This window comes from Nocardia sp. CA-135953 (genome assembly GCF_050955735.1).
Classification (GTDB): domain Bacteria; phylum Actinomycetota; class Actinomycetes; order Mycobacteriales; family Mycobacteriaceae; genus Nocardia.
Map to the genome: position 1 here is coordinate 2,077,387 of NZ_CP192082.1, position 25,690 is coordinate 2,103,076.

Sequence of the window (25,690 nt, forward strand, 5' to 3'; positions counted from 1 at the left end):
TGACGTGCGCATTTGTCCGGTGCAAGCCTCCTGAGCGACGTCTGTCCAGGCCTGTGCAGCGGGTGCGGTGTCGCGGTGCGCCGGGCGAACCGACAGGATGGCGGGATGCTGCGCAGTTTTCAGGTGACGAATCACAGATCGCTGGCCGGACGGCAGGACTTGCGTTTGAGCCGGGGGAGCGGACCGGTCGCGGTGCCGGTGACGGCGGTGCACGGTGCGAGTGCCGCGGGCAAGACGAGCTTGATCGACGCGCTGGGGCAGATGCGCGATGCGGTGCTGCATTCGGTGACCGGCTGGGATCCCTACGCGGGACCGGTGCGCGCACCGCACCGCGGATTCCCGGATCGCCCTTCGGAATTCGTGGCGAGCTTCGTCGCGGAGGGCGTGCCGTACACCTACGGGTTCCGCCTGGACAGCGCCGATGTGACGGCCGAGTGGCTCTACACGCAGCCGCGCTCGCGCAAGCGAATTGTGTTCGAGCGCAACGGCGAACAGATCAAGATCGGCCCGATGTTCGAGGCCGCGCGCTACGGTATCGCCGCATTGTTGCCGCTGGTGCGACCGAATGCGTTGCTGCTCAGTCTGGCCGGGCAGATGTATGCCGAGGCGCTGGTGCCGGCGTATCGGTGGTTCTCCGCGATGCTCGAAGTGCAGCACGGCGCGACGGATGCGACGGCGGTCGCGCATCGGCTCGGCAGTCATCTGTCCGCGGCACCGGACCATGCGGTGCGGTTGCTCATGCTGCTGCGCACCGCCGAACTCGGCATTACCGATCTGCTGATCGCCGAGCCGGACCCGATGTACGCGGACTATCTGCGTGAACTCGATGGCGATATCGCGGGGACCGCCGAACAGGTGGAGTTGTGTGCGACCTCGCCGGCGCATGCTGACCAGTTGCTGCGGGAGAACGGCATCACCGAGGTCATGCTCGAACGCGAGCTGAGCAATCTGAAGGCCGCGCGCGATGCCCTCTACACCCGGATGGTCGAGCGGCGCGGCGTAGGCCTCGGACTGGTGCACGCCGGCATCGACTCCGCCTTCGATATCACCGACGAATCCGCCGCCACCCTCTCGATGCTGCGCTTGCTGCCGACCATGGCCGACGCACTGGACTCCGGCCGGGTGCTCGCGATCGACGATATCGGCGCGCACCTGCCGGTCGAGGAGACCGATCGGCTGATTCAGCTCTTCCAGAATCCGGAGACCAATTCCCGTGGCGCGCAATTGATCTTCACCACGAACAATCGGTCGCTGATCGATCGCGCGAACGGTCGCTCCCAGCGCACCCGCACCGCGGTCTGGCAGATCCGGCGCACCGATCACGGCACCAGCGAACTCGCCTCGCTGTAGTCGGTGTCCTCAGGCCACATGAGCCGTCGATCGTGCCAGTCGGCGTGTCGCGCTGCCAGTGCTGCGGTTTGTGTGTCCGGATGAGCGCGGGTGACGTGGTGCAACTCCGGATGCTGGCGAGCACCTGCGCCGGACTCGGTTATTGCCGCGTCTGGTGGCGTCGCAGTAGTGGTTTGGACTGCGTGTGGGTGGTGTGGTCTGGGCGGTGAGCGGTTTGTGCCGGATTGGGTTGTTGCCGCGTCTGGTGGTGCCGCAGTAGTGGTCTGGACTGCGTGTGGGTGTGGGTTTGGGCGGTGAGTGGTTTGTGCCGGATTGGGTTGTTGCCGCGTCTGGTGGTGCCGCAGTAGTGGTCTGGACTGCGTGTGGGTGGTGGGGTCTGGCGGTGAGTGTGTTTGCGCCGGATTCGGTTGCTGACGTGCCCAGCGGCGCCGCGGCATGCGTGCCTGGACCAATAGCATGGGTGTCATGGTGCAGTTCGCGATGCTGGTGATCATGGTCGGCGCGCTGGTGGCGATGGTCATGCTCTACCTGCGTGGCCGCAAAAGTGTCCGGCTGTCGAATCCGGAGACGGGGACGTTGTATGTCACCGGGGTGAGTCCGCGGCCCGACACGACCGGTGAGCAGTACGTGACCATCACCGGTAATCTGACCGGCCCGTCGGTGCCCGGCACCGTGGTGTACGGCCGCCTGGTGTGGGAGGTGAACAACTGGCCTGCCATCGGGGATTTCATCCCGGTCGTCTACCCGTCGGGGAAGCCGGAACGCTGGCAGATCTCGAATCCGGGCGCGCGTCCTGGCCTCGGTTCCTGACCCGGGGCGGTATCTCCGCGGCCGGTCCCGCATCGATTCGCCGGCCTCCGCGGCGAGTCCGGTCGACCGACCGGGTTGTTGGGAGTGGCTGCCTGGGCGGTGGGAGGATGCCGGTATGGATGTGCAGGACTCCCAGGTCGTCGTTCGCGACGCTCGCCCGGACGAATACGACGCCGTCGGTGACCTGACGGTCGAGGTCTATGTCGGGGAGGGCTATGTGCGTCCCGGCAGCCCGTACGTCACCGAACTCGCCGATATCACCCATCGCGCGGGCGCGGCGCAGGTGCTGGTCGCGGTGCACGATGATCGGGTGGTCGGTTCGCTGGCGGTGGCTCGGCCGGGAACGCCATACGCCGAGATCGCCCGTCCAGGAGAGTTGGAGTTCCGGATGCTCGCGGTGTCGAAGTCAGCGCGCGGGCTCGGTGCGGGAACGGCGTTGGTGCGCAACGTCATCGAGACCGCACAGGCCGAATCCTTTGCCGCCGTGGTGCTTACCACGATGCCCGCCATGGTCGACGCGCGTCGGATCTATGACCGATTCGGTTTCGTCCCTGCGCCGGAACGGGATTGGAAGACCGACGCGGGCGAGTGGCTGTCGGTGCTACGGCTGGATCTCTCAGCCTGAATATCCGACAGCACCGACCGGCGCGGCGGTCGGCATTCGCGCATGCTCATCCCAATGCGGTCGCGACGATCCCCGCGAGATAACCGAGTCGCGCCACCTCGGACGGGCGGAAGTCAGGCCCACCGGGACGTCCGAGCAGCAGCACCTTGCCGGTATTTCCGAGTGGCGCGGCGGCCAGCTTCGTGTCCATATCGCGCCAGATCTGCGGCACCCAGTCGCCCTCGGGGTCCAGGACGGCGGGCTTCTCCAACGGCAACCACGGCGCCGAACCCGCCTGCGTCTGCGGCGCGCTCTGGCTGCCGACGACGCGGTAGGCCCCCTGCGGACCCATATCGATGATCGTGCTCCAGCCGACGCGCAGCACTCGCGGCACTCCGTCGACGAGCACCTGTAGTCGATCGTCGCGGGCACTGGCGACCTGATCGATCAACTCGAGTTCGCGATGGGTGTCCAGCACACCGGAATACGGGCGGATGGAGTCCACGTGCACGTCACCGATCGATTCGGCGGCGGTGATCAACGTGTCGGGTAGTGCACCCTGCGGCACCTCGACCACGAGATCGTCGACCGCGAATCCCGCACCCCGCTCGACCACGTCGAGGGAGAGGATGTCGGCGCCGACGGAGCCCAGTGCGAGCGCGAGCGCACCGAGGCTTCCCGGTCGATCCGGAAGTTGCACGCGGAGCAGGTAAGACACGCGCGTTCCTTTCCTTGGCGGCCGAGGCTCTGAACGAATACCCGGGTCACGCAATACTTACACCCACAAGTCCGAGTTATCGACTCGAAGTACCGCCGGTGACGGATGCCACAGCGCGAATCAGCGCGGAAGCGGCGTGTCACGCTAGCCGGTGGGGTGTGTCGTTGCACGCGCGGCTCCTGTGAAAGTTGTGGCCGTAGTGACTGCTTGCAGGTCGCTCGAAAGGGCCAGCGGGGAGTCGCTAGGCTGTTCGGTGGCCGTTCACCAAGCTCAACCATGCCGAAAGGGGTCCGCGGTGCCCGCCATCTCCCGCGACGAGGTCGCACACCTCGCCCGGCTGTCCAGGCTCGCCCTGTCCGAAGCCGAACTGGATCAGTTCGCCGGTCAGTTGGATTCGATCCTGAGTCACGTGCGGACCATCTCCGAGGTCGCCGCCGCCGATGTGCCTGCGACCGCGTCGCCGAATCCGGCGACCAATGTGACACGTCCGGATCAGGTCATCCCGTGCCTCACCCCGGACGAGGCGCTCTCGGGCGCCCCCGCGGTCGAGGACCAGCGGTTCCTGGTTCCGCAGATCCTGGGAGAGGGCGAATGAGTTCAGCATCGCGTAGCGATTCCGTGCGGGGTGGCGGTCGGGCGACGGCTGGGCGTGACCTGACTGCGCTGCCTGCCGCCGAGTTGGCGGCGAAGATCCACGGCCGCGAGGTGACCTCGGTGGAGGTCACCCAGGCGCATCTGGATCGGATCGCCGCCGTCGACGGCGAATACCACGCATTCCTGCACGTGGCGGGCAACGAGGCGCTCAGCACGGCGGAAACGGTGGACGCCGCGCTCGCCGCGGGCGATGCGCCCGCCTCGCCGCTGGCCGGAGTTCCGTTGGCGCTCAAGGACGTTTTCACGACCACGGATATGCCGACCACATGTGCCTCGAAGATTCTCGAGGGCTGGGTTGCACCGTATGACGCCACGCTGACCAGTCGGTTGCGTGCCGCAGGTATCCCGATCCTCGGCAAGACGAATATGGACGAGTTCGCGATGGGCTCCTCCACCGAGAACTCGGCCTTCGGTCCGACCCGGAATCCGTGGGATACCACCAGGATTCCGGGTGGTTCGGGTGGTGGCTCGGCGGCCGCGCTTGCTTCGCATCAGGCACCGCTGGCGATCGGCACCGATACCGGTGGGTCGATTCGGCAGCCCGCCGCGGTGACCGCGACCGTCGGCACCAAGCCGACCTATGGCACGGTCTCCCGGTTCGGTCTGGTCGCGTGCGCGTCTTCGCTGGATCAGGGCGGTCCGTGTGGTCGCACCGTGCTCGATACCGCGCTGCTGCACGAGGTGATCGCCGGATACGATCCGCGCGACTCCACTTCCCGCAATGTGCCGGTGCCGCCGGTGGTCGCCGCGGCTCGCCAGGGCGCCACGGGCGATCTGCGCGGCGTGAAAGTCGGTGTGGTGAAGGAACTGCACTCCGACAGCTACCAGCCGGGCGTCATCGCATCCTTCGATGCGGCGGTCGGTGTGTTGAAGGATTTGGGCGCCGAGGTCGTCGAAGTATCTTGTCCCCACTTCGAATACGCGCTCGCCTCGTACTACCTGATCCTGCCGAGCGAGGTGTCCTCGAACCTGGCGCGTTTCGACGCCATGCGCTACGGACTGCGCGTCGCCGACGACGGCAACCACAGCGCCGAGCAGGTCATGGCCGCGACCCGCGCGGCCGGATTCGGTCCGGAAGTCAAGCGCCGCATCATGATCGGCACCTACGCGCTGTCGGCCGGATACTACGACGCCTACTACGGTCAGGCGCTCAAGGTGCGCACGCTGATCGCCCGCGACTTCGACGAGGCCTACGAGCAGGTCGACGTCCTGGTCTCCCCGACCAGCCCGTTCACCCCGTGGAAGCTGGGTGAGAAGGTCGACGATCCGCTGGCGATGTACCTCTCCGACCTGTGCACCCTGCCCACGAATCTGGCGGGGCATCCGGCGATGTCGGTGCCGTCCGGGTTGAGCAAGGACGACGGCATGCCGGTGGGTCTGCAGATCATGGCTCCCGCACTTGCCGATGATCGGTTGTACCGCGTCGGTGCGGCGTATGAGGCCGCACGGGGTCCGGTCGCGTAAGAAGTATCGACCTGAGCGCCAATTCCTGTCTCGATCATGCGGGATTCCGCATGAACCCGACGGGAATGGGCCGGACCGCCGTCCAGTGGGTAGCCGGATTCATCGCGGAGTTCGCGGGCTACTACCCGTGGCCCGGCCTGGCATTGTGGCGATCCGCGATGCCGCGCCCTCCCGCTGGGCGCTGCTGTGGCGTACCGCCGCGGCGAGTCCACTGATCCGGGCATTCGCCGAAACGGTGTCCGATGTCGTCGATGCGACAAGCTCGGCGGGTCAGCGGATGTCGGTGAGGTCGACGGTTGCGGCCATGGTGCGGTACCCGGCGTCGTTGGGGTGCAGGTGGTCGCCGCTGTCGTAGGCGGGGGCCAGGCGGTGCGGATCGTTCGGGTCGGCGAGGGCGGCGTCGAGGTCGACGATGGCGTCGTATTCGCCTGCGGTGCGGATCCATTCGTTGACGGCGAGACGCTTTCTTTCGGCCGCATCGTTGAAGTAGGGCGAGTCGCCGAAGGGGGGCAGCGTCGCGCCGAGGACGCGGAGCCCGGCCGCGCGGGCCTGGCCGATCAGGTCGCGGTAGGTGGTGATGAGCTGTTCCGGGGAGACGTCGACGACGGTGTCCACCGCGGTCACGCCGGAGCTGAGGCCGATGTCGTTGGTGCCCTCCAGGATGATCACAGTGCCGACGCCGGGCTGGTCGAGCACGTCGTGCCGGAACCGGGTCCGGGCGCTCTCACCAAGCCAGCTGGAATCCACGGTGACGCGATTGCCGCCGATGCCCTCGTTGAGTACGGCACGCGGTATGCCTGCCGCGGCCAGGCGTTCGGCGAGTTCGTCCGGGTAGCGATTGTCGGAATTGCCGGTGGAGCCGACGCCTTCGGTGATCGAATCGCCGAAGGCCACCAATGCCGAGCGCGGGGGCGCGACATTCGCGACCTCGACGCCGGTCAGGTAGTACCAGGATTGGCTGGTCTCGGTGAAGGCCGCGGCGGTGGCGTCGGCGCGGTGGTCGCCGTTTGCCCGATAAGTGGTGGCGAAGGACTGGGCGTGCTGGGTCGCCGGGCCGGTGGGTTCGGCCAGGTACAGGGTGATCGTCACCGACTCCAGCGGCGCCGGCGACAGTGCGGCCGGATCGGTCACGAGATCGGCTCCCGGCGCGATGCGGAACGACGGTGCGAGGCCGACAGTCAGATTCTGCACGCTGTCCGGATCGATCGCGCCATCGGCGGCGCTGCGGGCAATCGTCGCGCCCGCGACCGCGAGCGGTGTGGTCCCGTAGCGGTTGGTCAGCCGCACTCGAGTGGTCAGACCGCCGTCACTGACCCGAACCACTTGGCGCACCGTTTGATTCGTGAATCCGCTCTCCGCCCAATTGGCCACGAATGCCTTGCTCGGCTGATGTGCCGAGGTCGCCCAGACCGTCGTCCAAACGAATGGTTCCGGTGGATTCGCGCTCGCGGTGCCGACGGTGGCGGGCAACAGCACCAGCAGCAGAGCTACCAGGGCACGAACTGTACGCACGACGAAACCCTTTCTGTGGCAGTGGATCCGATCCGCTAGTCGGACGGTCCACAACCACCCGAGCCGAACCCGTATTCCCCCACCCCGCCTTTACCCCGAAGAGGCCCCGACCACACCCGCCCGCGCACCTTCGTTCGAGCGCGGCTCGGATATCTCGGTGTTCGGGATCGAACTCGAAATAGTCGATCCGTGCGCTCACGCACGTCTTCGCGGACGGTGCTCGGGGCGTCGGGGCGGCATGTCGGTCTGCGACTACCCGGGAGGTGTGCGGCAACCGCGCAGGGGTTTTGGATCAGCGGGGCGTGCGGTCAGTGCCGCGGGGAATCAGTTGGCGCGGAGGGACTCGGCTTGCTTTTGGATGCCTTCGGTCATGCCCGCGAAGCCGCGTCGGAGATTTTCGCCGAGGGCGGCCACGACCAGGGGGTGCAGCCAGCCGCCGAGTTCGAAGTGGGATTCATACCGGGTGCGGTCGGGGCCGAGTGCGGTGACGCGGTGTGAACGCAGGCTGTGCAGGGCGCCGAGGGGGACCGGCTTCATCGAGTAGCCGAGTTCGGTGCCCGGGGTGTGCGAGACCATCCATTCGCGCTGGCGGCGCGGGCTGGAACCGGAGAGCGCGACCAGCATTTCGATCGGTTCGCCGGGTACGAGGGTGCTGCGGCATTCGATGCAGAAGGGGTTCCACTCGCCGTAGCGTGGCAGGTCGGTGATCACCTGCCACACCAGTTCGGCGGGGGCGTCGATTTCCACGGTGGCATCGATGACAAAGGGCATGGTTAGCAAATTAGAACATGTTCTATAGCCGATCAAGCCTCTCAGCAGGAAAGTGGCGGGTCAGCAGGCGCCCATGGCGGTCCCCTGATCGGTGCCGTATCGGTGGCCGTGGCCCGGCGGCGCGTTCAGTGCGGCGAGCAGATCCGCGCTGGTCTGCAGGAAGCTGATCACCGGAAGCCATTGTGGCACAGGGGCATCCACCCGAACGTCGCGGAGCTCGGGCGCGCGCCACAGCAGCGACGGCGACCAGTGCACCACCGGATCCGAGCTGTTGGCCAATACCGTCGCGCCGGCCCGATGCACCTGACCGGCGGGTGGGCCCGCCCAGAGCGCCGCGCAGGTCCGACGGTCCTGGTCGGCGTCGTCGGCGAATATCGAGCTCCCACCGAGCGCGCCGAGACTCTGCCCGTAGACGTAGAGCTCGGGCTTGTGGTCGAGCGTGTCGATGCGGCGCTCCACGGCTTCGAACAGCGCTCGCGCATACGCGACCGCATCGTCGCGCCCGAATACGAAGGTCACCCAACTGGGGGCGTAGGAGTACTGCATCCCGACGAGTGCGACATCACCGCCGAAGCGTTCGTAGAACCCGCGAACCGCATTCGCATCGATCCATCCGGACCCGGTCGGCACCGCGAGCACGATATTCGACCGCTCGAATCCACCGGATCGTTCCAGCTCTCGAACAGCCAGGGCCACACGGGAATCGAGATCGGGTGCGGAGTCGAGTCCGACGTACACCCGGATCGGTCCCGCGGGCGATCCGGTGACGAACTTGCGTCCCTCCGCGCCCAAGGAAGGCCAGCTGACGGCAGATTCCGCGCTCCCGGACCGAACATACGAAACCGGTTGCACCAGTGCGGGATCGATCGTCGCATTGGCGGCGGCGTAGGCACTGCGTCGCCACTCGCCAACCGCAGGCACCCCTGCGAGGTAGAGCACCGACACCGCCACCACGCCCACGGCGACACTGCGCGCCGAACCCAGCGTCCGCGCGAACCATCCAGCCGCGCGGACGATTCCGGCGACGACCCCGATGATCGCTACGGATACGAGCGCCCAGCGCAGCCAATAGTCCGGACCGATCAGCGCGGTATCCATCGCCGTACGCAACCGGTTCTGCCAATGGGTTCCCCGCACGACCAGGCCGACGACCGCGAGCGCGGCCACGCCGAGCAACGGTGTGCGGAATCGATCCATCCGACGGTTGATATCGAAATCCCAGCGCCGCAACGCAAACCGAAGAACCCCCGCGACGGCCAGCGCAACTGCGGCGAGCAGCCCGGTCAACATCGCCTGGGCGCTCGGTGTCCGTGGAAGCAGGCCGGGGGCCAGGGATATCGAGGTGCCGAAACCGATTCCGAGCGTCGTGCCGATTCGCGGCCGCACAGCACACCGAAATCCTTTGGTGATGAGCGTCTTCCAGCGAATCCCCGGTGCGGCTGAAATGCTCGAGCTGGACGACGCGCCCGAATCATTCCGGGTAGAAATCGGTCTGGCCGCGGTGAGCGTGCTCATGCCTGGACCCCCAGAGCAGCAATGCGATTCGAAGGTCGTACCGAGGAACGACGTCGATCCCGCGCATCGGCAAGCCGCCGCCGGACGGACGGCAGGAACCCGGCCGCCCCGAGCCCGACCAGACCACCACCGACGATCCACCCGCTGCTCCCGGAATCATCCGCCCCGAAGCCGGATTCGACAACCGGCACGCCATAGTCCTGCCGCCGCGAATTCAGATCGACGAACGTATTCGCAATGCTCGCCATCGCGTCGCACCGAGCCCGCGAGAATCCGTCCGCCCGAGCCCCGCACGCCTCGTGCATATGCGCGGCCAGCGTCGCATCCAGCGCCTGTCTGGCCCACCCGCCCAGCGGCTGATCCTGCGCGCCCGCATAGCGCAGCAGGTCATACCCCAAATCGTGTGCCTTGCAAGCGGTCTCGAACTCACTGGGCAACGTCACCGGCGACGAGCAATCCCCAACCGGATTCACCAGCAGCCCATCGACAACAGCTGGTCGATACCCGAACCGCTGCGCGAAATCGGCGGGAATCACCTCGACCGACCCCGGCCCGCCCGAGGTCAGGCCGATCACCGCGGCACCGGCCGACGCATTCTCCACCGGCCGCTCGACGGTGGCGGCATGCGCCGCGGGCGCCAGCATGATGGTGGCCGCCATGGTGGTCAGTGCGGCCGCTGTCAGTGCGGCACAGCGTCGTGCGATGGATCGGGTTCGGGTGCCGGCATCGGTGGTCGGTGTGCTCATGGTGCTCGACAGTAGGAATCCGTCCCGCTACGCCACCTCACGCCGCGGTGCGGTTTCCCGGCCCGTGCCGCCGGGGGAGCGCATGCGAGTCCTCCTACTCCGGTACTGGGCCCGAATTCACCCGTGGGTATGAGGACCCCGACTGCTCGGGCTTCCTACTGTCGTAGCCATGAGGGAAAAACGTCATGGCTGGATCAAGGGGATGAACGCGCGGATGTGGTTCGACGCGTTCACCGTGCTGCTCGCGGTGATCTTCTACGCCGTCGCGTGGCCGACACTGCACCTCACCCATGACGTGCCGGTCGCGGTGCAGCCGTTCATCGCCGCACTCGCCGCATTCCCTATCCTGCTGATCCGGCTCAACCCGGCGCTGGGCTGGGCGATATCCGCGGGTTCGGCCCTGCTCATCGCCCTTGCCATCCCGAATCAGCCGGACAATGAGATCCCGATCCAGGTCGTGCACATCCTGTGCCTGTTCGCGCTGCTGTTCGCGGTGGCCCTGCGCGCGGCGGTCCCGATCGTCGCGGTCGCCTGGGGTGCCACCTCGCTGCTGCTGGCCACCACGATGACCAGCGACGGTGACATCTCCGGCGGCGCGTGGGCCTGGCCGATCGCCTTCGCCGCCGTCGTGCTGTTCGCGATGCTGGTGCGCTGGCTGGTGCAGTCGCGCAAACAATTGCTGGCCCAGGAGGAGGAGAACGAACTGGAGCGGGCCCGGCTCGCCATCCTGGAAGAGAAGGCCCGCATCGCCCGCGACCTGCACGATGTCGTCGCCCACCACATGTCCCTCGTCGTGGTGCAGGCCCAGACCGCGCCCTATCGGGTCGAGGGCGTGACTCCCGCCGCTCGCGCGGAATTCGAATCCATCGGCGCGACGGCCCGCGAGGCATTGAACGAGATCCGCGGCATGCTCGGTGTGCTGCGCAGTGACGGTCAACTGCCCGAACACGCACCGCAACCGAAGGCCGCCGATGTGCTCGGCCTGTTCGAGGGCGCCCGCCGCGCCGGGGTGCGCATCGATTGGGCGGTCGACGGATTGCTGGATCCGGTCCCGGATTCGGTCGGCCTCGCGCTGTACCGGATCGTCCAGGAGTCGCTGTCCAACGCCTCCCGGCACGCCCCGGGCGCGCCGGTGCAGGTAGCGATCGTGGTCGGTGCCGACGCACTGCGGCTGAGCGTCGGCAACGCCCTGAGCGCTACTGTCGCCCGACCGGTCGGCAACGGCGGTCACGGCATCGCGGGCATGCGGGCGCGTGCGCTCGCGGTCGGCGGCGAGGTGTCGGCGGGTCCGCGTGCGGACGGCGGTTTCGAGGTGCGAGCCCGGCTGCCGATCGCTGCGGCGTCCGGGTCGGCTCTCGACCCGGCGATGATCGCCATGGTTACTGTCGCCGAAGACATTTGAGCATCCTGCCCCTCGAGAATGCCTACAGGGCAATTGATTTCGAATCGACATAGCCGACAGGTCCGGTCGCCCGAACTTGCCGCGCACCTGAAGGTGACGCATGTGGCACCCGACTTGTCCGGCCCGATGGGCGGATAGGCTCTGTTGGTGGCAATTACTGTTCTGATCGCCGACGACCAGGCCATGGTGCGTCAGGGTTTCGGCGCCCTGCTCGCCGCCCAGTCCGATATCAGCGTGGTCGGTGACGCGCCGGACGGCAAGGTCGCCGTCGCCGAGGCCAAGCGGCTGCGCCCGGATGTGGTGCTGATGGATGTGCGCATGCCGGAGATGAACGGCCTCGACGCCGCGCGCGCCATCCTCGCCGCCGGCTTCGACCCGCCGGTGCGGGTCCTCATGCTGACCACCTTCGATATCGACGATTACGTCTACGAGGCGTTGAGCATCGGCGCCAGCGGATTCCTGCTCAAGGACGCGCCCGCCGAGGAGTTGGTGCGCGCGGTGCGCGTGGTCGCCGACGGCCAGGCCCTGCTCGCCCCGACGGTCACCCGCCGACTGATCGCCGACGTCACCCGCCGCCGTAGCGCGAGCCGCGTCAAACCCACACCCGCGCTGGCGTCACTGACTCCGCGTGAACGCGAGGTGCTGGAGTTGATCGCGAAGGGCATGTCCAATACCGAGATCGCCACCGCGCTGTTCGTCGCCGAGCAGACCGTGAAAACCCATGTCTCCAAGGTATTTTCGAAGTTGAATCTGCGCGACCGCGCGCAGGCGGTCGTACTCGCCTACGAATCCGGTCTGGTCACCCCTGGCTAGCGCGGCTGCGGCTGGCACTTACCGCCGTTGAGATCGTCGAGGTGCCGCGACAGCAGTCGGGCCAGCCGATCGAGCAGGGCGGTCGCATCCTCGAAGGTGCCCGAATCCGCCTGTGCCGCAAGCGCGACCGCGACACCGCCGGATCGGGTCGGCACGATGCCGAACTGACGGACCGTGTAGACGCCGGTTTCGTCGTCGGGCCCCCAGCCGCCCTTGAATTCGGTGCCCTCGATGGTGCCAAGGCCCCAGCGCTGTTCCGGCGTGATCTGTTCCATCAGTTCGACCACAGTGCTGGACTCGGGCAGGCACGGCAGCTGCGAGGCGAAGCGCACCTGATTGGCCAGCGTCCATTCGGTCGCGCCGAATGCGATGTAGTCCATGCTGGTTCTCGGTCCGTACACATTGGTCAGAGCGTCGCCTGCCTCGTCGAGGACCTCCTGAACGGCCCGCGCGGCCTCTTCGCCGTCACCGAGGGACTCCCAGAGTGCTTCGGCCGCATCGTTATCCGAGACGGTGATCGCCTCGTGCGCGTATTCGACGACACCCGTCGGGTCGTGCCGCAGCGCGGCGATGGCCAGCGGCACCTTGATGGTGGACCAGGCGATGCCGCTGGTCCAGTCGCCGAAGATGGTCATCCGGCCGCCGCCGACCGGCATGATGGCCATCCCGACCTGCCCCAGCAGATTCGGCTGCAGTTGGGTGAAATCGGCGGCCAGCGAATCGGGCCGCGAGATCGACCAGCCGGGATGCCAGGATCCGGGCCGTTCGACGGGTAGCGTCGGCCCCGCGGGTGCGTCGTGGGTGCCGGGTAAGAGGGAACAGGAGGTGAGCGTGACCAAAACCGTGAGTGCCGCGCCGCGCAGCGCCACCCGATAATTCACCATCGTTCTTGTAGACCTCACCGCCGCGTTCTCCGCATCACCGCAACCTGACACCCGTTGTTCCATCGGTGGTGCGAAAAACATCATCGTCACACCCGCCCGGTCGGTGACCGGACGTCGCACGATCAGCACCGAGTCGTGCAAGGAGCCGACACGGTGCTGACGCCCTGTTGATAGTTTCGCCGATTTTCCCGGAGAATTCGAAACAGCGTGGCCAAGGGGCTACCCGGTAGGCTCACAACTCTGTTTACGCGCTCGGACGACCGATGTCCGAGGGCCGCAGTCACCTGAAGGGGGTCGCCTTGCTGAACAGCGGTGAGGTGTTCGCCGGGTTCACCGTGGAGCGGCTGCTCGGCCAGGGGGGCATGGGCTCGGTATACCTGGCCAGACACCCCCGCCTCGGTAAGCAGACGGCGCTGAAACTGCTGAATCGGGAGTTGTTCACCGACGCCGAGGTGCGTGCGCGCTTCGATCGGGAGGCCGATCTTGCGGCGCATCTGGACCACCCGAATATCGTCGCCGTCTACGACCGCGGCTCCGAGGACGATCAGCTCTGGATCTCCATGCAGTACATCGACGGTGTCGACGCGGCGACCGTCGACCCGATGACACTGCCGCCGGAGCGCGCGGTGCAGATCATCGAGGGTGTCGCGGCGGCACTGGATTACGCGCACGGCATGGGTGTGCTGCATCGGGATGTGAAGCCCGCCAACTTCTTGCTGGCTCGTTCCACCGGTGGGCAGCGCGAGCGGGTATTCCTGACCGACTTCGGCATCGCCCGGTTGCGTGAGGACTCCACGCACCTGACCCAGACCGGCATGTTCAGCGCGACCCTGTCCTATGCCTCGCCGGAGCAGATGACCGGCGCCAAGCTGGACAACCGCACCGATCAGTACTCGTTGGCGTGCGCGCTGTACTGGCTGTTCACCGGCATGGCGCCGTTCGACGCGCCCGATCCGAACGACATCATCCGCGGGCATCTGCAGCATGTCGCCGCGCCATTGGCGACCCGACGCCAGGGTTTGAATCCCGCGCTGGACGGCGTGCTCGCCAAGGCGATGGCCAAACGTCCCGAACATCGGTACGCGACATGTGTCGAGTTCGCCGCCGCGGCCCGCAAGGCATTGACCGCGCCTCCGGTTGCCGCCGTGCAGGTGAATCCCGGCTTCCCGCCGGTATATCCGGGACAGGCCGTCGGATCCGCGCCACCCGCACCGGGATTCGGTGTGCCCGCTGATCAGGGGGCCTTCGCGCAGCCCACGCAGGCGGTCGGGCCCGCTGGATATGGTGCTGCGCCGCAGGCCTATCCACCGCTACCGCAACCGATGGCGCCCGGGGTGCCGCAGGCCGCGGGTTATCCTGCGCAGCAAGCGGCACCGCAACCGGGTGCACCGACGACGCAGGGGCCACCGGCGCAGGGGACACCGCAGGCTGCGGGGTACTCGTTGGCGCCTGCGCAGCCGGGTGTGCCACCGGCGCAGGGTGCGGCGTATCCGGCGGCTCCACCTCAGCCGGGGGCAGCGCAAGCGGCGGCATCGCAGCAGGCGGCTCCGCCTCAGCAGGGCGCCCAGGGGCTACCGGTACAGGGCCAACCGGTACAGGGCCAACCGGTACAGGGCCAACCGGTACAGGGCCAACCGGTGCAAGCTCCAGCGGTGCAGGGCTCGGCGATTCCGGGCCAGCCGACTCAGGGACCACCGATACCGGGTCAGCCGCCGCAACAGCCGCCGTCTGCGATGCCGCCTGGCGCGGCGCCATCCCCCTTCGGGCCGAATGCCGTTGGCGCGCAACCGACTGCGGACCATGGCCGGAGTACGGCCGTGCTGGTCGGCTGGATCGCCGTCGGCATCGTGGTCGCGGTGATCGCCGTAATGGGCACGCTCGTGGTCGTCGGCCGGGAGTCGGAAGGCCCGCCCGATGCCGCCGTGCCGCCGCCCGTCACCGCCACGACGGCGGCCGCTCCGTCCGATGTACTTGCCAAGAGCCGCAGGCTTTTTCCGAATCTGGTGCCGCAGGGCAAGGACGATTTCGGCGAGGCCTATCAAGACGCGCGCTGCATGGCATCGGAGGCCGGGGAACTGCTGGGGATCGAGGACGAAACCTTGAGATCGAGTCCCTGGGTCACCGCGTGGGAATGCCATCGCGAAACCCAGGCCACCACGCAGATGAGCTACACCATTCTCGAATACGCCTCCGCCGCGGACGCCCGAGCCGTGGTCCAGGCACTGCCCGCCAATGTCGCGACGGCCGGCAAGAAGAGCGGAATCCCGGTCAACACTCACCGCTGGGTCGTGGAAGACCCACCCGGCCCCCTCCAGCCCTTCTACCACACCGCCGAACTGGTAGTGAGCTTCGAATCCGACCCGGTCCGCTCGAATTTCCTGGTGTACGTGAGCAACCACGGCACCGCCGCAGGAGTGCAAACCGTGCCACCGACACCCACGGCCCAAGACGCACTCACCGCCTGGTGGGACGCGGCACCGCTGTAATTGTCTGCAGGACAGCTGAACTGGTGTCGGCTCGGAAGTCTGGATGTTGGGCGCGCGACACGCAACCAGTCCACCTGGTGCCGCCGGACTCAGTCGACCGCCAACGCCTCCACGATCGGCATGCGTGCCGCACGCAAGGCGGGCGGAATCGATCCGAGTAGCGCCAATGCGAGTGCGGCGGTGCCGTACACCAGCAGCATCGGGCTCGGCTGGTACGCGATGTCGATTGTCAGCGCGTGCCCGACGGCGACGGTGGCGAGATATTGGATCGCCGCGCCGGCTGCGAGACCTATTGCCGCGCCGATGATTCCGATGCCGACGGCCTCGGCGAGCACCGAGCGCAGCAGGAATTTGCGGCTGGTGCCCATGGCCCGCAGTACGCCGAGTTCGCGGCGGCGTTCCAGGACCGAGAGCATCAGGGTGTTCAGCAGTGCCACGGTGGCCACCAACACCACGATCCACAGGATCGCGTAACTGATCGCCGAGCCCTGCCGCAGGCTGGAGGAGATGGCGACGACCGCTTGCGCGCCGGTGTCGACGTGGATATCGGCGGGTACCACGCGCCGCACGGCGGCCTGCACTGCCGACTTGTCCACGCCCGGTTGGAAATGCACCGCTAGGACGGTTTCACCCGGTCGTTGATACCACGCGCGCATCTGGTCGAGATTCATCACGACCACACCCGAGATGGCCGAGATATACGGAATCACGTCCAGCACCCGCACGGTGTGGTTGCCGGTCGGGGTCGGCAGGGTCAATTCGGCCCCGGCGCCGACGCCGAGCGATCGCGCGACATCGCGAGATATCGCCACCCCGTCCCCGGTGGCCAAGTGGGCCATGACTTCTCGACTCACCGAGCCGGTCTCGGATTCGTCCGCCTCGCTCGGATATCCCTGCAACATCACCCGCCCGGTGCCGAGGGTGGCGAAGGCCATCTGCGCGGGCCCGACCTGCCCGACACCGGGCACCTCGGCGATCTTCTCGCGTAATCCATTGGGCAGCAACGGCCCCGTCGGAAACTGCTCCATCGAGCTGGTGCTGACGAACAGATCGGTGTCGCTGAAGCCCGCGAAGGAGGCGGTGGCCGAATCGACCATATTGCGCGAACCCCCGCCCATCGCGACGGTGGCGGATACGCCGATCATCACCGTCATCGCGGTGGCCCACACCCGCCGCGGTGCGCGTTCGAGGGTGGTGGCCCCGAGCGTGCCCGGTGCGCCGAAGCGTCCGGCGATCGCCGCGGCGGCCCGCACGATCGGTCCGGTAGCGGCGAAGCACAGCGTCACCGCCCCGGCGAACGACATCGAGATCGACGCCAGCGAGATGCGACCCAGATCGGCCTCGGCAATGACGATCGCGCCGACGATGAGGCCGACGCCGAGCACGATCGAGGTCCAGCGCAGTGCCGCACTCGTGGTATCGGTGCGCGCCGCCCCCACCGGCGCCAGCGCCTCGATCGGTTCGACCTTGTACACCTGGCGCGCCGCAATGGCAGCCGCCAGCACACTGGCCACCACGCAGGCGCCGATCGCCACCGGAATCGCGTACCCGGGCACTATGTATTCGGTGCGAGCCTCCACCGATTGCATGATTGCGGTGGGGAGTTCGCCGATCGCGACGCCACCCATGGCGGCGCCGACCACCGCGCCACCCAACCCGCCGAGCACGCCGAGCAGCGCCGCCTCGACCAGCAGATCACGCACCATCGGCCCGCGCTTGCCGCCGATCGCCCGCAGCATGGACAACACCGGCCTGCGCTGGGCGACCGCCATACTCATCGCGTTGTAGATCAAGAATGCCGAGACGATCAGGGCGGCCGCCGAGGCCATGAGCGTCGAGTACCGCACGATCTGGATGGCGCCACCGGCCTGTGCGGTGCGCAGCCCTGGATCGGCGACCACGGCGCGTCCGTCGACCACCTTGGTAAGCGTCTCGCGCAACTGGTCGACATCGGTGCCGTCGGCCGGGATGATCTGAATCGAGTCCAGCCGCCCGACGCGGTCGGTGAGTTTCTGCGCGAGCCCGAGCGGGGCGGCAATGATGTGGCCACCGTTGAGCTGCTTGGAGGTCTTCTTATCGAGAACCGCTGCGACAGTGACGGTTCCAGAACCGAGTGGGAAGTGTTCGCCTTCGGCGCGCCCCATCCCGGATCCGACAAGGACACCGTTCGGCACGGCGAGCAATTTGCTCGCCTGCGCGGCCATCGGCCCGCCCAGATCGCTGCCCAGTGCGGTGATGCTGGTGTCGGCGCCGATCAGCAGCGCCTTATCGGCGCCCGATCCGACCTGCGCGCGCAACATCGGCACTGCCATGTCGACGCCGGGGGTGGTCGCGATGCGTTGCAGTTCCCGCTGATCGAAGCCCGCGTCGGTGATCCCGGTGACCTCCAATACGGCATTGCCGCCGAGACTGCGGGTGAGCCGGTCCACCGAACCGGTGACCGAGCCGGAGATGCTGAACACCGCGACCAGCAGCGATGCCGAAATGGACAGCACCGCCAATGACATGAGGGTGCGGCCGCGGTGGGCGAGCAGTTCACCGATATTGAACAGCCGCAGCCGATCCCATGCCGCGCCGATCACGCGCGCACCGTCCGGGTGGCGATATCGACCTTGTCATTGGAGCCGATCTGCCCGTCGCGCAACGTGATCACCCGGTCGCAGTATTCGACAGCGCCCATATCGTGGGTCACCATCACCACCGAATTTCCGTTGCCCGCAATATTGCCGAGCAGTTTCAGGATGGACGCACCGGTCTTGGAATCCAGATTGCCGGTCGGTTCGTCGGCCAGGATCAGCGGCGGATCCATGATCAATGCCCGCGCCACCGCGACGCGCTGCATCTGACCGCCGGACAATTCGGCGGGCCGATGGGTGGCGCGTTCACTGAGCCCGACCAGGTCGAGCAGTTCCAGCGCGCGCGGTTTGGCCTTGCGTAATCCGGTGCCGTCCAACAGCTTCGGAATGGCGACATTTTCCCAGGCGGTGAGGGTCGGCAGCAGATTGAAGAACTGGAAGATGAAACCGACGCGGTGGCGGCGGAATTCGGACTGCCGCTCGTCGTCGAGGCCGCCGATCTCCGCACCCCGAAAGCGGATCGACCCGGAGTCGGGGGTATCGAGTGCGCCGAGCAGATGCAACAGCGTGCTCTTACCCGAGCCGGACGGCCCGATGATCGAGGTGAATTCACCGGATTCGATGCGCAGACTGATGCCGTCCAGTGCGCGCACCGCCTGGTCGCCGACGCGATATTCCTTGGTGATATCCGTCAGTTCCAGCATGGCCTGGTCCGACATGCGGTCCCCCACCCTCTTTCTCAACTATTCGATCTTGGTCGATTGTGGCGCACCGCGGTGTCGCACCTGCGCGTTATCGCGCCATCGCCTCGGCCTCCTGAACTCGGCGGCGATACTGTGCGTCGAGCACGGCGCGCAGGACCGGTTGTTCGGCGGCTAGTTCGAGATAGGCGTCGACCGCGGATTGGCCCTGCACCAGCGCCTGGTCCAATTTCGCGTCGAGATGGATATTCCACCGATATCGCAACGCGAGCAAGAGCCCCTCTGGTCCGCCGAACAACCGGTCCAGTTCCGGGATCTCCGCGAACAGATCGGGGCTGGCCGGATCGCTGGCCGCGCGGGTGAGCACGGTGTGCACGATCTCGGTTCGGCGGTGGTGATCTTCCCATCCGTTGCGACTGTGTCGCTCGAAATGATCGGACATCGTATATGCCCTTCCGTGGTTTGGTAGATCTCACGCTACGGACGACGAAATACGGTGTCTTCGTGCCAGGGACGCGAATCGATCTCCTACCGCGGTAGGAGCCGCGGCCCGCTCTTAGCACGATGCACCGGCCCCGACCTGGCGGTTAGCCTTACAGAATGGATGTGACCCACGCCATTGCATCGTCGGCGGGCGCCCAACCGGCGATACCTTTCCGCGAGAGTGGGCGCGTCCGGGATCGGTTCGTGGCTTTCGTGCGCAACCCGGTCGCGGTCTTGCGCCGCAATCTCGAAGAGCTGCCGTTCGACTATCCGCCCTCGGTGATGATCAGCGCCGATGCGGCTCTGCTCGTGGTCGGTGTCGGCGCGGTCATTCAGCGCCACGAATATTTCCCGACCGCGCTGCCGATTCTGGCGCTCGTACTGGTCTTCGTCTCGGTGCCGCTGTTCTGCTTCTTCGGTGTTGCGCCGAGCCCGATGCTGCTCGCGGTCTCCGGCCTGGTCGCGACGGCGATCATGCTCACCCAGCCGGTGTCGTCCGACCTTTCCCCGTTCATCCTGGTGGTGATGGTCGGCGAGGTCGCGGCCATCGTGCGAAAACGCCTCAGCGCATTGTTCGCGGTGGTCGCGGTACTCGAGTTGATGGCCTTCGACGCGGCCGGTCACCTGATGTGGAGTGAGTCGGGTCAGCGGTTGGCCGGCCTGCAGATGTACATCGTCGGGATCGCTCTCGGCTGGCTGGTCGGCGTGATGTTGCAGTATCAGCGCAAATTCCTTTATCAGGAACGTGAGAGTCAGCAGATCCGGGCCGAACGCGCCGCCGACGCGGAGCGCAGCCGGATCGCGCGCGAGGTGCACGATGTCATCGCGCATTCGCTGAGCATCACCCTGCTGCATCTGACCGCGGCCCGGCACGCGCTGCAGACCGACCGTGACGTGGACGAAGCGGTGGACGCACTGGTCGACGCCGAGCGACTCGGCAGGCAGGCCATGGCCGATATCCGCCGCACCATCGGCCTGCTCGACGCCCGGCCGGCCAAACTCGTTCCGGAGCCCGGCATCCGCGATATCGATGATCTGGTCGGTGATTTCGCCGGGGCCGGATTGGATGTTCGCTATACCCGTACCGAGGATCTGTCCGCGGTGTCGGCGGCGGTCGGACTCGCGCTCTATCGGATCGGCCAGGAGTCACTGGCCAATGTGATCAAACATGCGCCCGGCGCGACCGCGACCGTGCTGTTGGAGGTGGACTCGTCGGTGGCCCGGCTCATCGTGAACAATTCGCTGCCCAAGGGATTGCCGCTGGATCTGGGCGGCGGGATGGGACTGTCCGGTATGCGCCAGCGTGCCGAACTGCTCGGTGGCCGCATCGAGACCGGGCCCTACGACGACGGCTGGACGGTGCGAGCCGAATTCCCGCTCGGCGGCGCGCGGGCCTGGTCGACGTCGTGCGGACTGCCCGACGTGATCCATGGGGCCGCGAATGCGGTGCGTGACATGCGGCGCAACGGTGCGCTGGGGGAGGGCGCGTGACAACAGGGCCTGCGGCCGGTGGCGAGGAGACGGTCACCGTGCTGGTCGTCGACGATCAGGAACTCGTCCGCGGCGGGCTGCGGCGTATACTGCGGCGGCGCGACGGTTTCCTGGTCATCGAATGCGCCGACGGCGACGAGGTACCCGCCGCGATAGCGGCCAACCGACCCGATGTCGTGCTGATGGATCTGCGCATGAAGCGCGTCGGCGGCATCGACGCGACCCGCATGCTGCGTGCGCGCGACGGTGCGCCGCCGGTGCTGGTGCTCACCACCTTCGACGACGACCAGCTGCTTTCCGGCGCACTGCGGGGCGGAGCGGCCGGATTCATCCTGAAGGATTCGCCCGCCGAAGATCTCATCCGGGCCGTCCGCACGGTCGCCGCCGGCGGGGCCTGGTTGGACCCGTCGGTCACCGGTCGGGTGCTCTCGGCATATCGGACGGTTCGACCCGCCGTCACCCGCGCCGACAGCCGACTCTCCGAACTCACGGCACGCGAGTACGAGGTGCTCGAATTGATCGGGCGCGGGCGCGTCAATGCCGAGATCGCACGCGACCTCGGCATCTCCGAAGTCACCGTCAAGAGCCATGTCGGACATATATTCGGCAAACTGGAACTGCGGGATCGGGCTGCCGCGATCGTGTTTGCGTTTGACCACGGGGTGGTCGCACCAGGACAATCCACGGGTTGACGGGCAGCCGGATCGCGCATACCCGGAGCTGGTGATGGGCGATCTTTGCCCGGGATGTGGAGGAATGACGGGGTGGACGGACCTGGATGGAGAGTCGGCCGACGGTTCGGGCCGTATGAGCTCAGAGCGCTGCTCGGCAAAGGGGGTATGGGCGAGGTCTACGAGGCGTACGACACGGTGAAGGACCGCGTGGTCGCGGTCAAACTGCTGTCCGACGAACTCGCCAGGGACCCGATCTACCAGGTGCGCTTCCGTCGCGAATCACAGGCGGCGGCGCGACTGGCCGAACCGCACATCATCCCGATCCACGACTGGGGCGTGATCGACGGTGTGCTGTTCATCGATATGCGGCTGGTGCCCGGCACCGATCTGCGCGAGATCCTGCGCAATCAGGGGCCGATGAGCGCCGAGCGCGCGATCGGCATCATCGAGCAGATCGCGGCCGGTTTGGATGCCGCGCACGCCGACGGTCTCGTGCACCGCGATGTGAAGCCGGCCAATATCCTGGTCACCGAGGCGGATTTCGCCTACCTGGTCGATTTCGGCATCGCCCATATCGAGGGCGATAGCGCGGTCACCCAGGCGGGCATGGCCATCGGTTCCTACACCTACATGGCCCCGGAGCGATTCGATTCCGGACCGGTGACCGGTCGCGCCGATATCTACTCACTCGCTTGTGTACTGCACGAGTGCCTGACCGGAGCAACACCGTTCCGGGCCGGGAGCATGAGTGGACTGATCCGGGCGCACCTCACCGAGGCGCCGCCGCGACCGAGCGTGCAGCGACCGGGCGTCCCCGCGGCGATGGACGAGGTGATCGCCCGCGGCATGGCCAAGGAGGCCGCCGATCGCTTCCCGACCGCGACCGATCTTGCGCGGGCGGCCAGGGCCACCCTCGGCACCGCGCCCGCCCCGAATACGCCGACCTTGATCGTGCGGCCGCCCGATCCGTCGCGCGGACCGTCGGATCAGGCTGTGGTGCACCGCAGTCCGGCCTCGCCCGCGGAGTCGACGGGAACCATTCCGGCGGTGATCCATCCGACCGGGCCGACGGTGGTCTCGCCCGCCGATCTGCAGTTCACGCCGTTGCCGCCGCAGCAGCCCGCGGGTCCGCCGTTCGGGTCGCCCGGGGTCGGCCGGCAGGTGCGGCCGTTTCCGGATGCGCATTTGTACGAGGAGTCGCCGCCGGAGTTTCCGCAGCATTTGCCGTCACCGCGGTACCCGGGTGATCCGGCGGCTCCGCCGACTCAGCGGTATCCGGAATCGCATTACCCCGAAGCGGGTGATCCGGCGGCTCCGCCGACTCAGCGGTATCCGGAATCGCATTACCCCGAAGCGGGGTACCCGGAGGCTCGATACCCGGCGCGGCAGTATCCGGAACAGTATGGTGCGCAACAGGATTCGTCCGATCTGGAGACGCGCCGGGTACCGATGCCGGAGCCCTTCTCCGGCACACCGCCATTCGAGCCGCCGCGCGGTCCCGCCCATGCGGCGCCCAACCCGTACCGGCCGTCGCCGCAACCGGCCGAGTATTCGCCGCAGGGCTATGCCGAACCCGACTACGAAAACGATTACTACGCGCAGGATCCCGCCGCGGATCCGTATCAGCGGGATCGATCGGTCATGCTGCCGATCATGGTCACCGTCTTCGTCATCGTGGTGCTCGCGGTCGGCGGTGCCATCGGCTGGCAGGTGCTCGGCTCCAGCAAGTCCGGGGATTCGACTGTGCGGGCAGGTGCGCAGGTGACCACGACGGCCGCCATCGGCACGGCAGGCGGTTCGACCACATCGCCGTCGACCTCGACCACCAAGGCCGCACCTACCTCGGTCACCCTGCCCGCTGGCGCGACGAACTGCACGAACGGTCAATCCGTCGCGGGCAGCTTCACCCAGTCGGCCACCGGATCCGCGGTCACCAGCTGCGGTTTCGCCGAAGCGGTCCGCAAGGCCTACGCCGAATCCGCCGCCACGAACGTCTCGCGCTCATCGCGCTCGGTAGTGGCAGCCAGTCCGGTCACCGGCCGGACCTACACCATGAACTGCGTCGCGGAGGGGCAATTGGTGACCTGCACCGGCGGTGAAAACGCTGTGGTCTACATCTACTGACACCGGAAAATGACCTCACGGCTGTTGCGGTTGAACGGACCTCAGTCGGCGAGATAGCGCAGCATCACCACGGTGTTGAAGTGCCTCGTCTCGGCCAAGCGAAGCTGGATGCGCTTGTCCAGCAATGGGAACAGCGGTGTGCCGCCCCCGAGCACCACGGGCGAGACGAACAGCTGGTACTCGTCGATGAGCCCGTGTGGCATCAGCGAGGCCGCGAGGCTCGCGCCACCGACCTCCATGACGCCATCGCCTCCAGCCTTGAGCCTGCGCACCTCCTCGACCGTGTTCTCGCTGATCAGCGTGCTGTTCCAGTGGACCTCGGTGAGCGTCCGGGAGAAGACGACCTTCGGCTTCTCCGTCCAGAGCCTGCTGAATTCACGCTCGATTCGCGGCGCGTCCTCGGGTATGTGTGGCCAGTACTCGGCCATCAGCTCGTACAGGCGACGGCCGTGCAGCGAGACCTCGATCTCGCGGTAGCGGTCGTTGTGGAACTGGTGCAGCTCATCGTCCGGGTTGGTCCAGTCGATGCTGCCGTCGCGGTCTTCGATGTAGCCGTCCAGGGACACGCTCAACCCGTAGATCAGTTTCCTCATGACCGGTTAGACCTCCTACGCGCTCGAAATTCATCGGCGTTCATCGGACAAAGAGTGACTCAGTGGCATCCGGTCCCGGAGCCTCCACAAAAACCCGTTGGCGGACCACGGTGACCACTGCTACTTTTCCGGAAGCCGTGCAAGACAACGAGGAGGTGGTACCCGTGAACGCAGTATCGACATGGGTGCTCCCCTCCGGGGTCACGGTCGGGCGATAGGTCGTCCGGGAGCGCCGTTCAACAGCACTCCCGAAAGGCACGACCGTGCAATTCACTACCGAACAGCGCCTCGACGACGACATCCTCGAGCGCGAATTCACCCTCGGCGAGATCCCCGGCATCCTGTGGACGGCCGGATCCGCGTCCGAACCGGTGCCGCTTATCCTGGTCAGCCCCCCTCCCCTCGGGCTGCGCAAGGCGTACCCGCGACTGCTGGACAGGGGCCGGCATGCCGTGGCGGAGGGTTACGCCGTGGCCACCATCGAGCTTCCCTGGAGCGGTGACCGACCCCGTTCGGCCGCCGCCGATCAGGCCCTCACCGACCTGCACCGGGCGCTGGCGACTGGCGGGCCGGTCGACAACGAGATCGTCGACCGGCTCATCCTGCCGCTGGTCGACAAGGCTGTCCCGGAATGGCAGGCCACCCTGGACGCACTCCTCGCGCTGCCCGAGATCGGCGGCCCGGTCGGCTACTCGGGCGGGGTGATCTCCATCGGCACCCGGCTGGCGGTGGTCGAGCCGCGCATCGCGGCCGCCGTTCTGTTCGCCGGGAGTTTCGTGCCGCGCGCCATACTCGAGGAGGCCCGGCAGGTCACCATTCCGCTGCATGTCCTGCTGCAGTGGGACGACGAGGGGAACGACCGGCAGATGGCCCTGGACCTGTTCGACGCCTTCGGCTCCGAGGAGAAGACGTTGCACGCCAATATGGGCGGGCACACCGGCGTCCCACAGTTCGCGGGGGAGGAGGGGAACCGGTTCTTCGCCCGGCACCTGAAGTAAGTGGGGCGATATCGGCCTCGGTTCAGCAGGCGGCGATGATTGCCGAGCCGTGGCCGAAGAGGCCCTGATGCACCGCGATACCCGCACGGGCGTTCTCCACTTGGCGGCTGTCGGCTCGGCCGCGCAGTTGCCGAGTGGGCTCGCAGATCTGAGCGATCGCCTGTGCGGGGATCGCCTCACCGAAGCAGTTATGAACCCGTCTACCGACGAATCGGCACGCAGGCGCCCGGAGGTCTGCGCCGGGGAATGGACGATGCGGGCCGGATCTCCTTGCGGGCCGCCGTTGAGATAATCCTGACCTACGGCATCTGGACATGGCTG

22 protein-coding genes and 1 pseudogene are annotated in these 25,690 nt (G+C 67.1%); 12 read left to right on the top strand and 11 right to left on the bottom strand.

The annotated features are described in order from the left end of the window. Positions 1-105: 105 nt before the first annotated feature. The 3 genes from ACQPXH_RS09570 (at position 106) to ACQPXH_RS09580 (ending at position 2,785) form a co-directional block, all read left to right on the top strand. Positions 106-1,350 carry an AAA family ATPase gene (locus tag ACQPXH_RS09570; protein WP_433601957.1) on the top strand — a complete coding sequence of 415 codons (1,245 nt, stop codon included), beginning with the start codon at positions 106-108 and terminating at the stop codon, positions 1,348-1,350. 465 nt (positions 1,351-1,815) lie between these two features. Beyond that, the gene (locus ACQPXH_RS09575; RefSeq protein ID WP_433601958.1) at positions 1,816-2,160 is read left to right on the top strand and encodes a hypothetical protein; all 345 of its coding nucleotides are present in this window, start codon (positions 1,816-1,818) and stop codon (positions 2,158-2,160) included. Positions 2,161-2,275: 115 nt separating this feature from the next. After that, entirely contained in the window at positions 2,276-2,785 is a 510-nt protein-coding gene (locus tag ACQPXH_RS09580; protein WP_433601959.1) for a GNAT family N-acetyltransferase, read from the top strand. Between the two features lie 46 nt (positions 2,786-2,831). On the opposite strand, the gene ACQPXH_RS09585 is transcribed toward ACQPXH_RS09580, so the two are convergent. Next, on the bottom strand, positions 2,832-3,482 hold the full coding sequence (locus ACQPXH_RS09585; protein ID WP_433601960.1) for an amino acid-binding protein: 651 nt from the start codon (positions 3,480-3,482) through the stop codon (positions 2,832-2,834). A gap of 295 nt (positions 3,483-3,777) precedes the next feature. Between ACQPXH_RS09585 and gatC the strand changes: the two genes are divergently transcribed. Together gatC and gatA are read left to right on the top strand one after the other, a co-directional pair. Beyond that, positions 3,778-4,077 (top strand): Asp-tRNA(Asn)/Glu-tRNA(Gln) amidotransferase subunit GatC, encoded by a 300-nt coding sequence (gene gatC / locus ACQPXH_RS09590; protein ID WP_040693716.1) that lies wholly within the window; start codon positions 3,778-3,780, stop codon positions 4,075-4,077. After that, positions 4,074-5,600, top strand: coding sequence for an Asp-tRNA(Asn)/Glu-tRNA(Gln) amidotransferase subunit GatA (gene gatA, locus ACQPXH_RS09595; protein WP_433601961.1), 1,527 nt, complete (start codon positions 4,074-4,076; stop codon positions 5,598-5,600). Before gatC ends, gatA begins: the two co-directional genes overlap by 4 nt. A gap of 270 nt (positions 5,601-5,870) precedes the next feature. Here the strand turns inward: gatA and ACQPXH_RS09600 are convergent, their stop codons facing one another. The 4 genes from ACQPXH_RS09600 to ACQPXH_RS09615 form a co-directional block, all read right to left on the bottom strand. Continuing rightward, on the bottom strand, positions 5,871-7,112 hold the full coding sequence (locus ACQPXH_RS09600) for an SGNH/GDSL hydrolase family protein (RefSeq protein ID WP_433601962.1): 1,242 nt from the start codon (positions 7,110-7,112) through the stop codon (positions 5,871-5,873). 324 nt (positions 7,113-7,436) lie between these two features. Then, a complete protein-coding gene (locus ACQPXH_RS09605) occupies positions 7,437-7,883 on the bottom strand; it encodes an SRPBCC family protein (protein WP_433601963.1) in 447 nt (148 codons plus the stop codon). 60 nt (positions 7,884-7,943) lie between these two features. Beyond that, entirely contained in the window at positions 7,944-9,269 is a 1,326-nt protein-coding gene (locus tag ACQPXH_RS09610; RefSeq protein WP_433601964.1) for an alpha/beta-hydrolase family protein, read from the bottom strand. Positions 9,270-9,394: 125 nt separating this feature from the next. Continuing rightward, positions 9,395-10,144: a hypothetical protein gene (locus ACQPXH_RS09615; protein WP_433601965.1), complete on the bottom strand. Its 750-nt coding sequence runs from the start codon at positions 10,142-10,144 to the stop codon at positions 9,395-9,397. Between the two features lie 169 nt (positions 10,145-10,313). Between ACQPXH_RS09615 and ACQPXH_RS09620 the strand changes: the two genes are divergently transcribed. Further along, complete coding sequence (locus ACQPXH_RS09620) at positions 10,314-11,546, top strand: sensor histidine kinase (RefSeq protein WP_433601966.1); 1,233 nt, start codon at positions 10,314-10,316, stop codon at positions 11,544-11,546. 147 nt (positions 11,547-11,693) lie between these two features. Beyond that, the gene (locus ACQPXH_RS09625; protein WP_040693694.1) at positions 11,694-12,359 is read left to right on the top strand and encodes a response regulator; all 666 of its coding nucleotides are present in this window, start codon (positions 11,694-11,696) and stop codon (positions 12,357-12,359) included. Here the strand turns inward: ACQPXH_RS09625 and ACQPXH_RS09630 are convergent. After that, a complete protein-coding gene (locus ACQPXH_RS09630; RefSeq protein ID WP_433601967.1) occupies positions 12,356-13,243 on the bottom strand; it encodes a hypothetical protein in 888 nt (295 codons plus the stop codon). The two genes, ACQPXH_RS09625 and ACQPXH_RS09630, sit on opposite strands and share 4 nt — an antisense overlap. Before the next feature lie 299 nt (positions 13,244-13,542). Here ACQPXH_RS09630 and ACQPXH_RS09635 point away from each other — a divergent pair, with 299 nt between their 5' ends. Then, positions 13,543-15,729, top strand: a complete 2,187-nt coding sequence (locus tag ACQPXH_RS09635; protein ID WP_433601968.1) for a protein kinase domain-containing protein — start codon at positions 13,543-13,545, stop codon at positions 15,727-15,729. Positions 15,730-15,818: 89 nt separating this feature from the next. Here ACQPXH_RS09635 and ACQPXH_RS09640 read toward each other — a convergent pair whose 3' ends face one another. The 3 genes from ACQPXH_RS09640 to ACQPXH_RS09650 form a co-directional block, all read right to left on the bottom strand. Beyond that, a complete protein-coding gene (locus ACQPXH_RS09640; protein WP_433601970.1) occupies positions 15,819-18,311 on the bottom strand; it encodes an FtsX-like permease family protein in 2,493 nt (830 codons plus the stop codon). After that, complete coding sequence (locus ACQPXH_RS09645) at positions 18,308-19,024, bottom strand: ABC transporter ATP-binding protein (RefSeq protein WP_433603391.1); 717 nt, start codon at positions 19,022-19,024, stop codon at positions 18,308-18,310. Before ACQPXH_RS09645 ends, ACQPXH_RS09640 begins: the two co-directional genes overlap by 4 nt. A 73-nt stretch (positions 19,025-19,097) precedes the next feature. Further along, complete coding sequence (locus ACQPXH_RS09650; protein WP_433601971.1) at positions 19,098-19,448, bottom strand: hypothetical protein; 351 nt, start codon at positions 19,446-19,448, stop codon at positions 19,098-19,100. A 158-nt stretch (positions 19,449-19,606) separates the two neighbouring features. Between ACQPXH_RS09650 and ACQPXH_RS09655 the strand changes: the two genes are divergently transcribed. The 3 genes from ACQPXH_RS09655 (at position 19,607) to ACQPXH_RS09665 (ending at position 23,778) form a co-directional block, all read left to right on the top strand. Further along, a complete protein-coding gene (locus tag ACQPXH_RS09655; protein WP_433601973.1) occupies positions 19,607-20,980 on the top strand; it encodes a sensor histidine kinase in 1,374 nt (457 codons plus the stop codon). A 38-nt stretch (positions 20,981-21,018) separates the two neighbouring features. Beyond that, complete coding sequence (locus tag ACQPXH_RS09660; RefSeq protein WP_433603392.1) at positions 21,019-21,672, top strand: response regulator; 654 nt, start codon at positions 21,019-21,021, stop codon at positions 21,670-21,672. 72 nt (positions 21,673-21,744) lie between these two features. Further along, positions 21,745-23,778: a protein kinase domain-containing protein gene (locus ACQPXH_RS09665; RefSeq protein WP_433601975.1), complete on the top strand. Its 2,034-nt coding sequence runs from the start codon at positions 21,745-21,747 to the stop codon at positions 23,776-23,778. 41 nt (positions 23,779-23,819) lie between these two features. Here the strand turns inward: ACQPXH_RS09665 and ACQPXH_RS09670 are convergent, their stop codons facing one another. After that, the gene (locus tag ACQPXH_RS09670) at positions 23,820-24,371 is read right to left on the bottom strand and encodes a dihydrofolate reductase family protein (RefSeq protein ID WP_433601977.1); all 552 of its coding nucleotides are present in this window, start codon (positions 24,369-24,371) and stop codon (positions 23,820-23,822) included. A 263-nt stretch (positions 24,372-24,634) separates the two neighbouring features. On the opposite strand from ACQPXH_RS09670, the gene ACQPXH_RS09675 reads away from it, so the two are divergent. After that, positions 24,635-25,369, top strand: coding sequence for a dienelactone hydrolase family protein (locus ACQPXH_RS09675; RefSeq protein WP_433601979.1), 735 nt, complete (start codon positions 24,635-24,637; stop codon positions 25,367-25,369). Between the two features lie 22 nt (positions 25,370-25,391). Here ACQPXH_RS09675 and ACQPXH_RS09680 read toward each other — a convergent pair. Next, positions 25,392-25,556 (bottom strand): annotated as a pseudogene (locus ACQPXH_RS09680) (thiolase C-terminal domain-containing protein); the annotation flags it as partial. Between the last annotated feature and the right edge of the window lie 134 nt (positions 25,557-25,690).

Excerpts from the sequence above, each read along its gene's own strand:
- ACQPXH_RS09615 (WP_433601965.1), bottom strand. The coding sequence starts at position 10,144 with ATGAGCACACCGACCACCGATGCCGGCACCCGAACCCGATCCATCGCA.
- ACQPXH_RS09655 (WP_433601973.1), top strand. The coding sequence starts at position 19,607 with ATGGATGTGACCCACGCCATTGCATCGTCGGCGGGCGCCCAACCGGCG.
- ACQPXH_RS09570 (WP_433601957.1), top strand. The coding sequence starts at position 106 with ATGCTGCGCAGTTTTCAGGTGACGAATCACAGATCGCTGGCCGGACGG.
- ACQPXH_RS09605 (WP_433601963.1), bottom strand. The coding sequence starts at position 7,883 with ATGCCCTTTGTCATCGATGCCACCGTGGAAATCGACGCCCCCGCCGAA.
- ACQPXH_RS09580 (WP_433601959.1), top strand. The coding sequence starts at position 2,276 with ATGGATGTGCAGGACTCCCAGGTCGTCGTTCGCGACGCTCGCCCGGAC.
- gatA (WP_433601961.1), top strand. The coding sequence starts at position 4,074 with ATGAGTTCAGCATCGCGTAGCGATTCCGTGCGGGGTGGCGGTCGGGCG.
- ACQPXH_RS09620 (WP_433601966.1), top strand. The coding sequence starts at position 10,314 with ATGAGGGAAAAACGTCATGGCTGGATCAAGGGGATGAACGCGCGGATG.
- ACQPXH_RS09670 (WP_433601977.1), bottom strand. The coding sequence starts at position 24,371 with ATGAGGAAACTGATCTACGGGTTGAGCGTGTCCCTGGACGGCTACATC.
- ACQPXH_RS09650 (WP_433601971.1), bottom strand. The coding sequence starts at position 19,448 with ATGTCCGATCATTTCGAGCGACACAGTCGCAACGGATGGGAAGATCAC.
- ACQPXH_RS09645 (WP_433603391.1), bottom strand. The coding sequence starts at position 19,024 with ATGTCGGACCAGGCCATGCTGGAACTGACGGATATCACCAAGGAATAT.
- ACQPXH_RS09630 (WP_433601967.1), bottom strand. The coding sequence starts at position 13,243 with ATGGTGAATTATCGGGTGGCGCTGCGCGGCGCGGCACTCACGGTTTTG.
- ACQPXH_RS09575 (WP_433601958.1), top strand. The coding sequence starts at position 1,816 with ATGGTGCAGTTCGCGATGCTGGTGATCATGGTCGGCGCGCTGGTGGCG.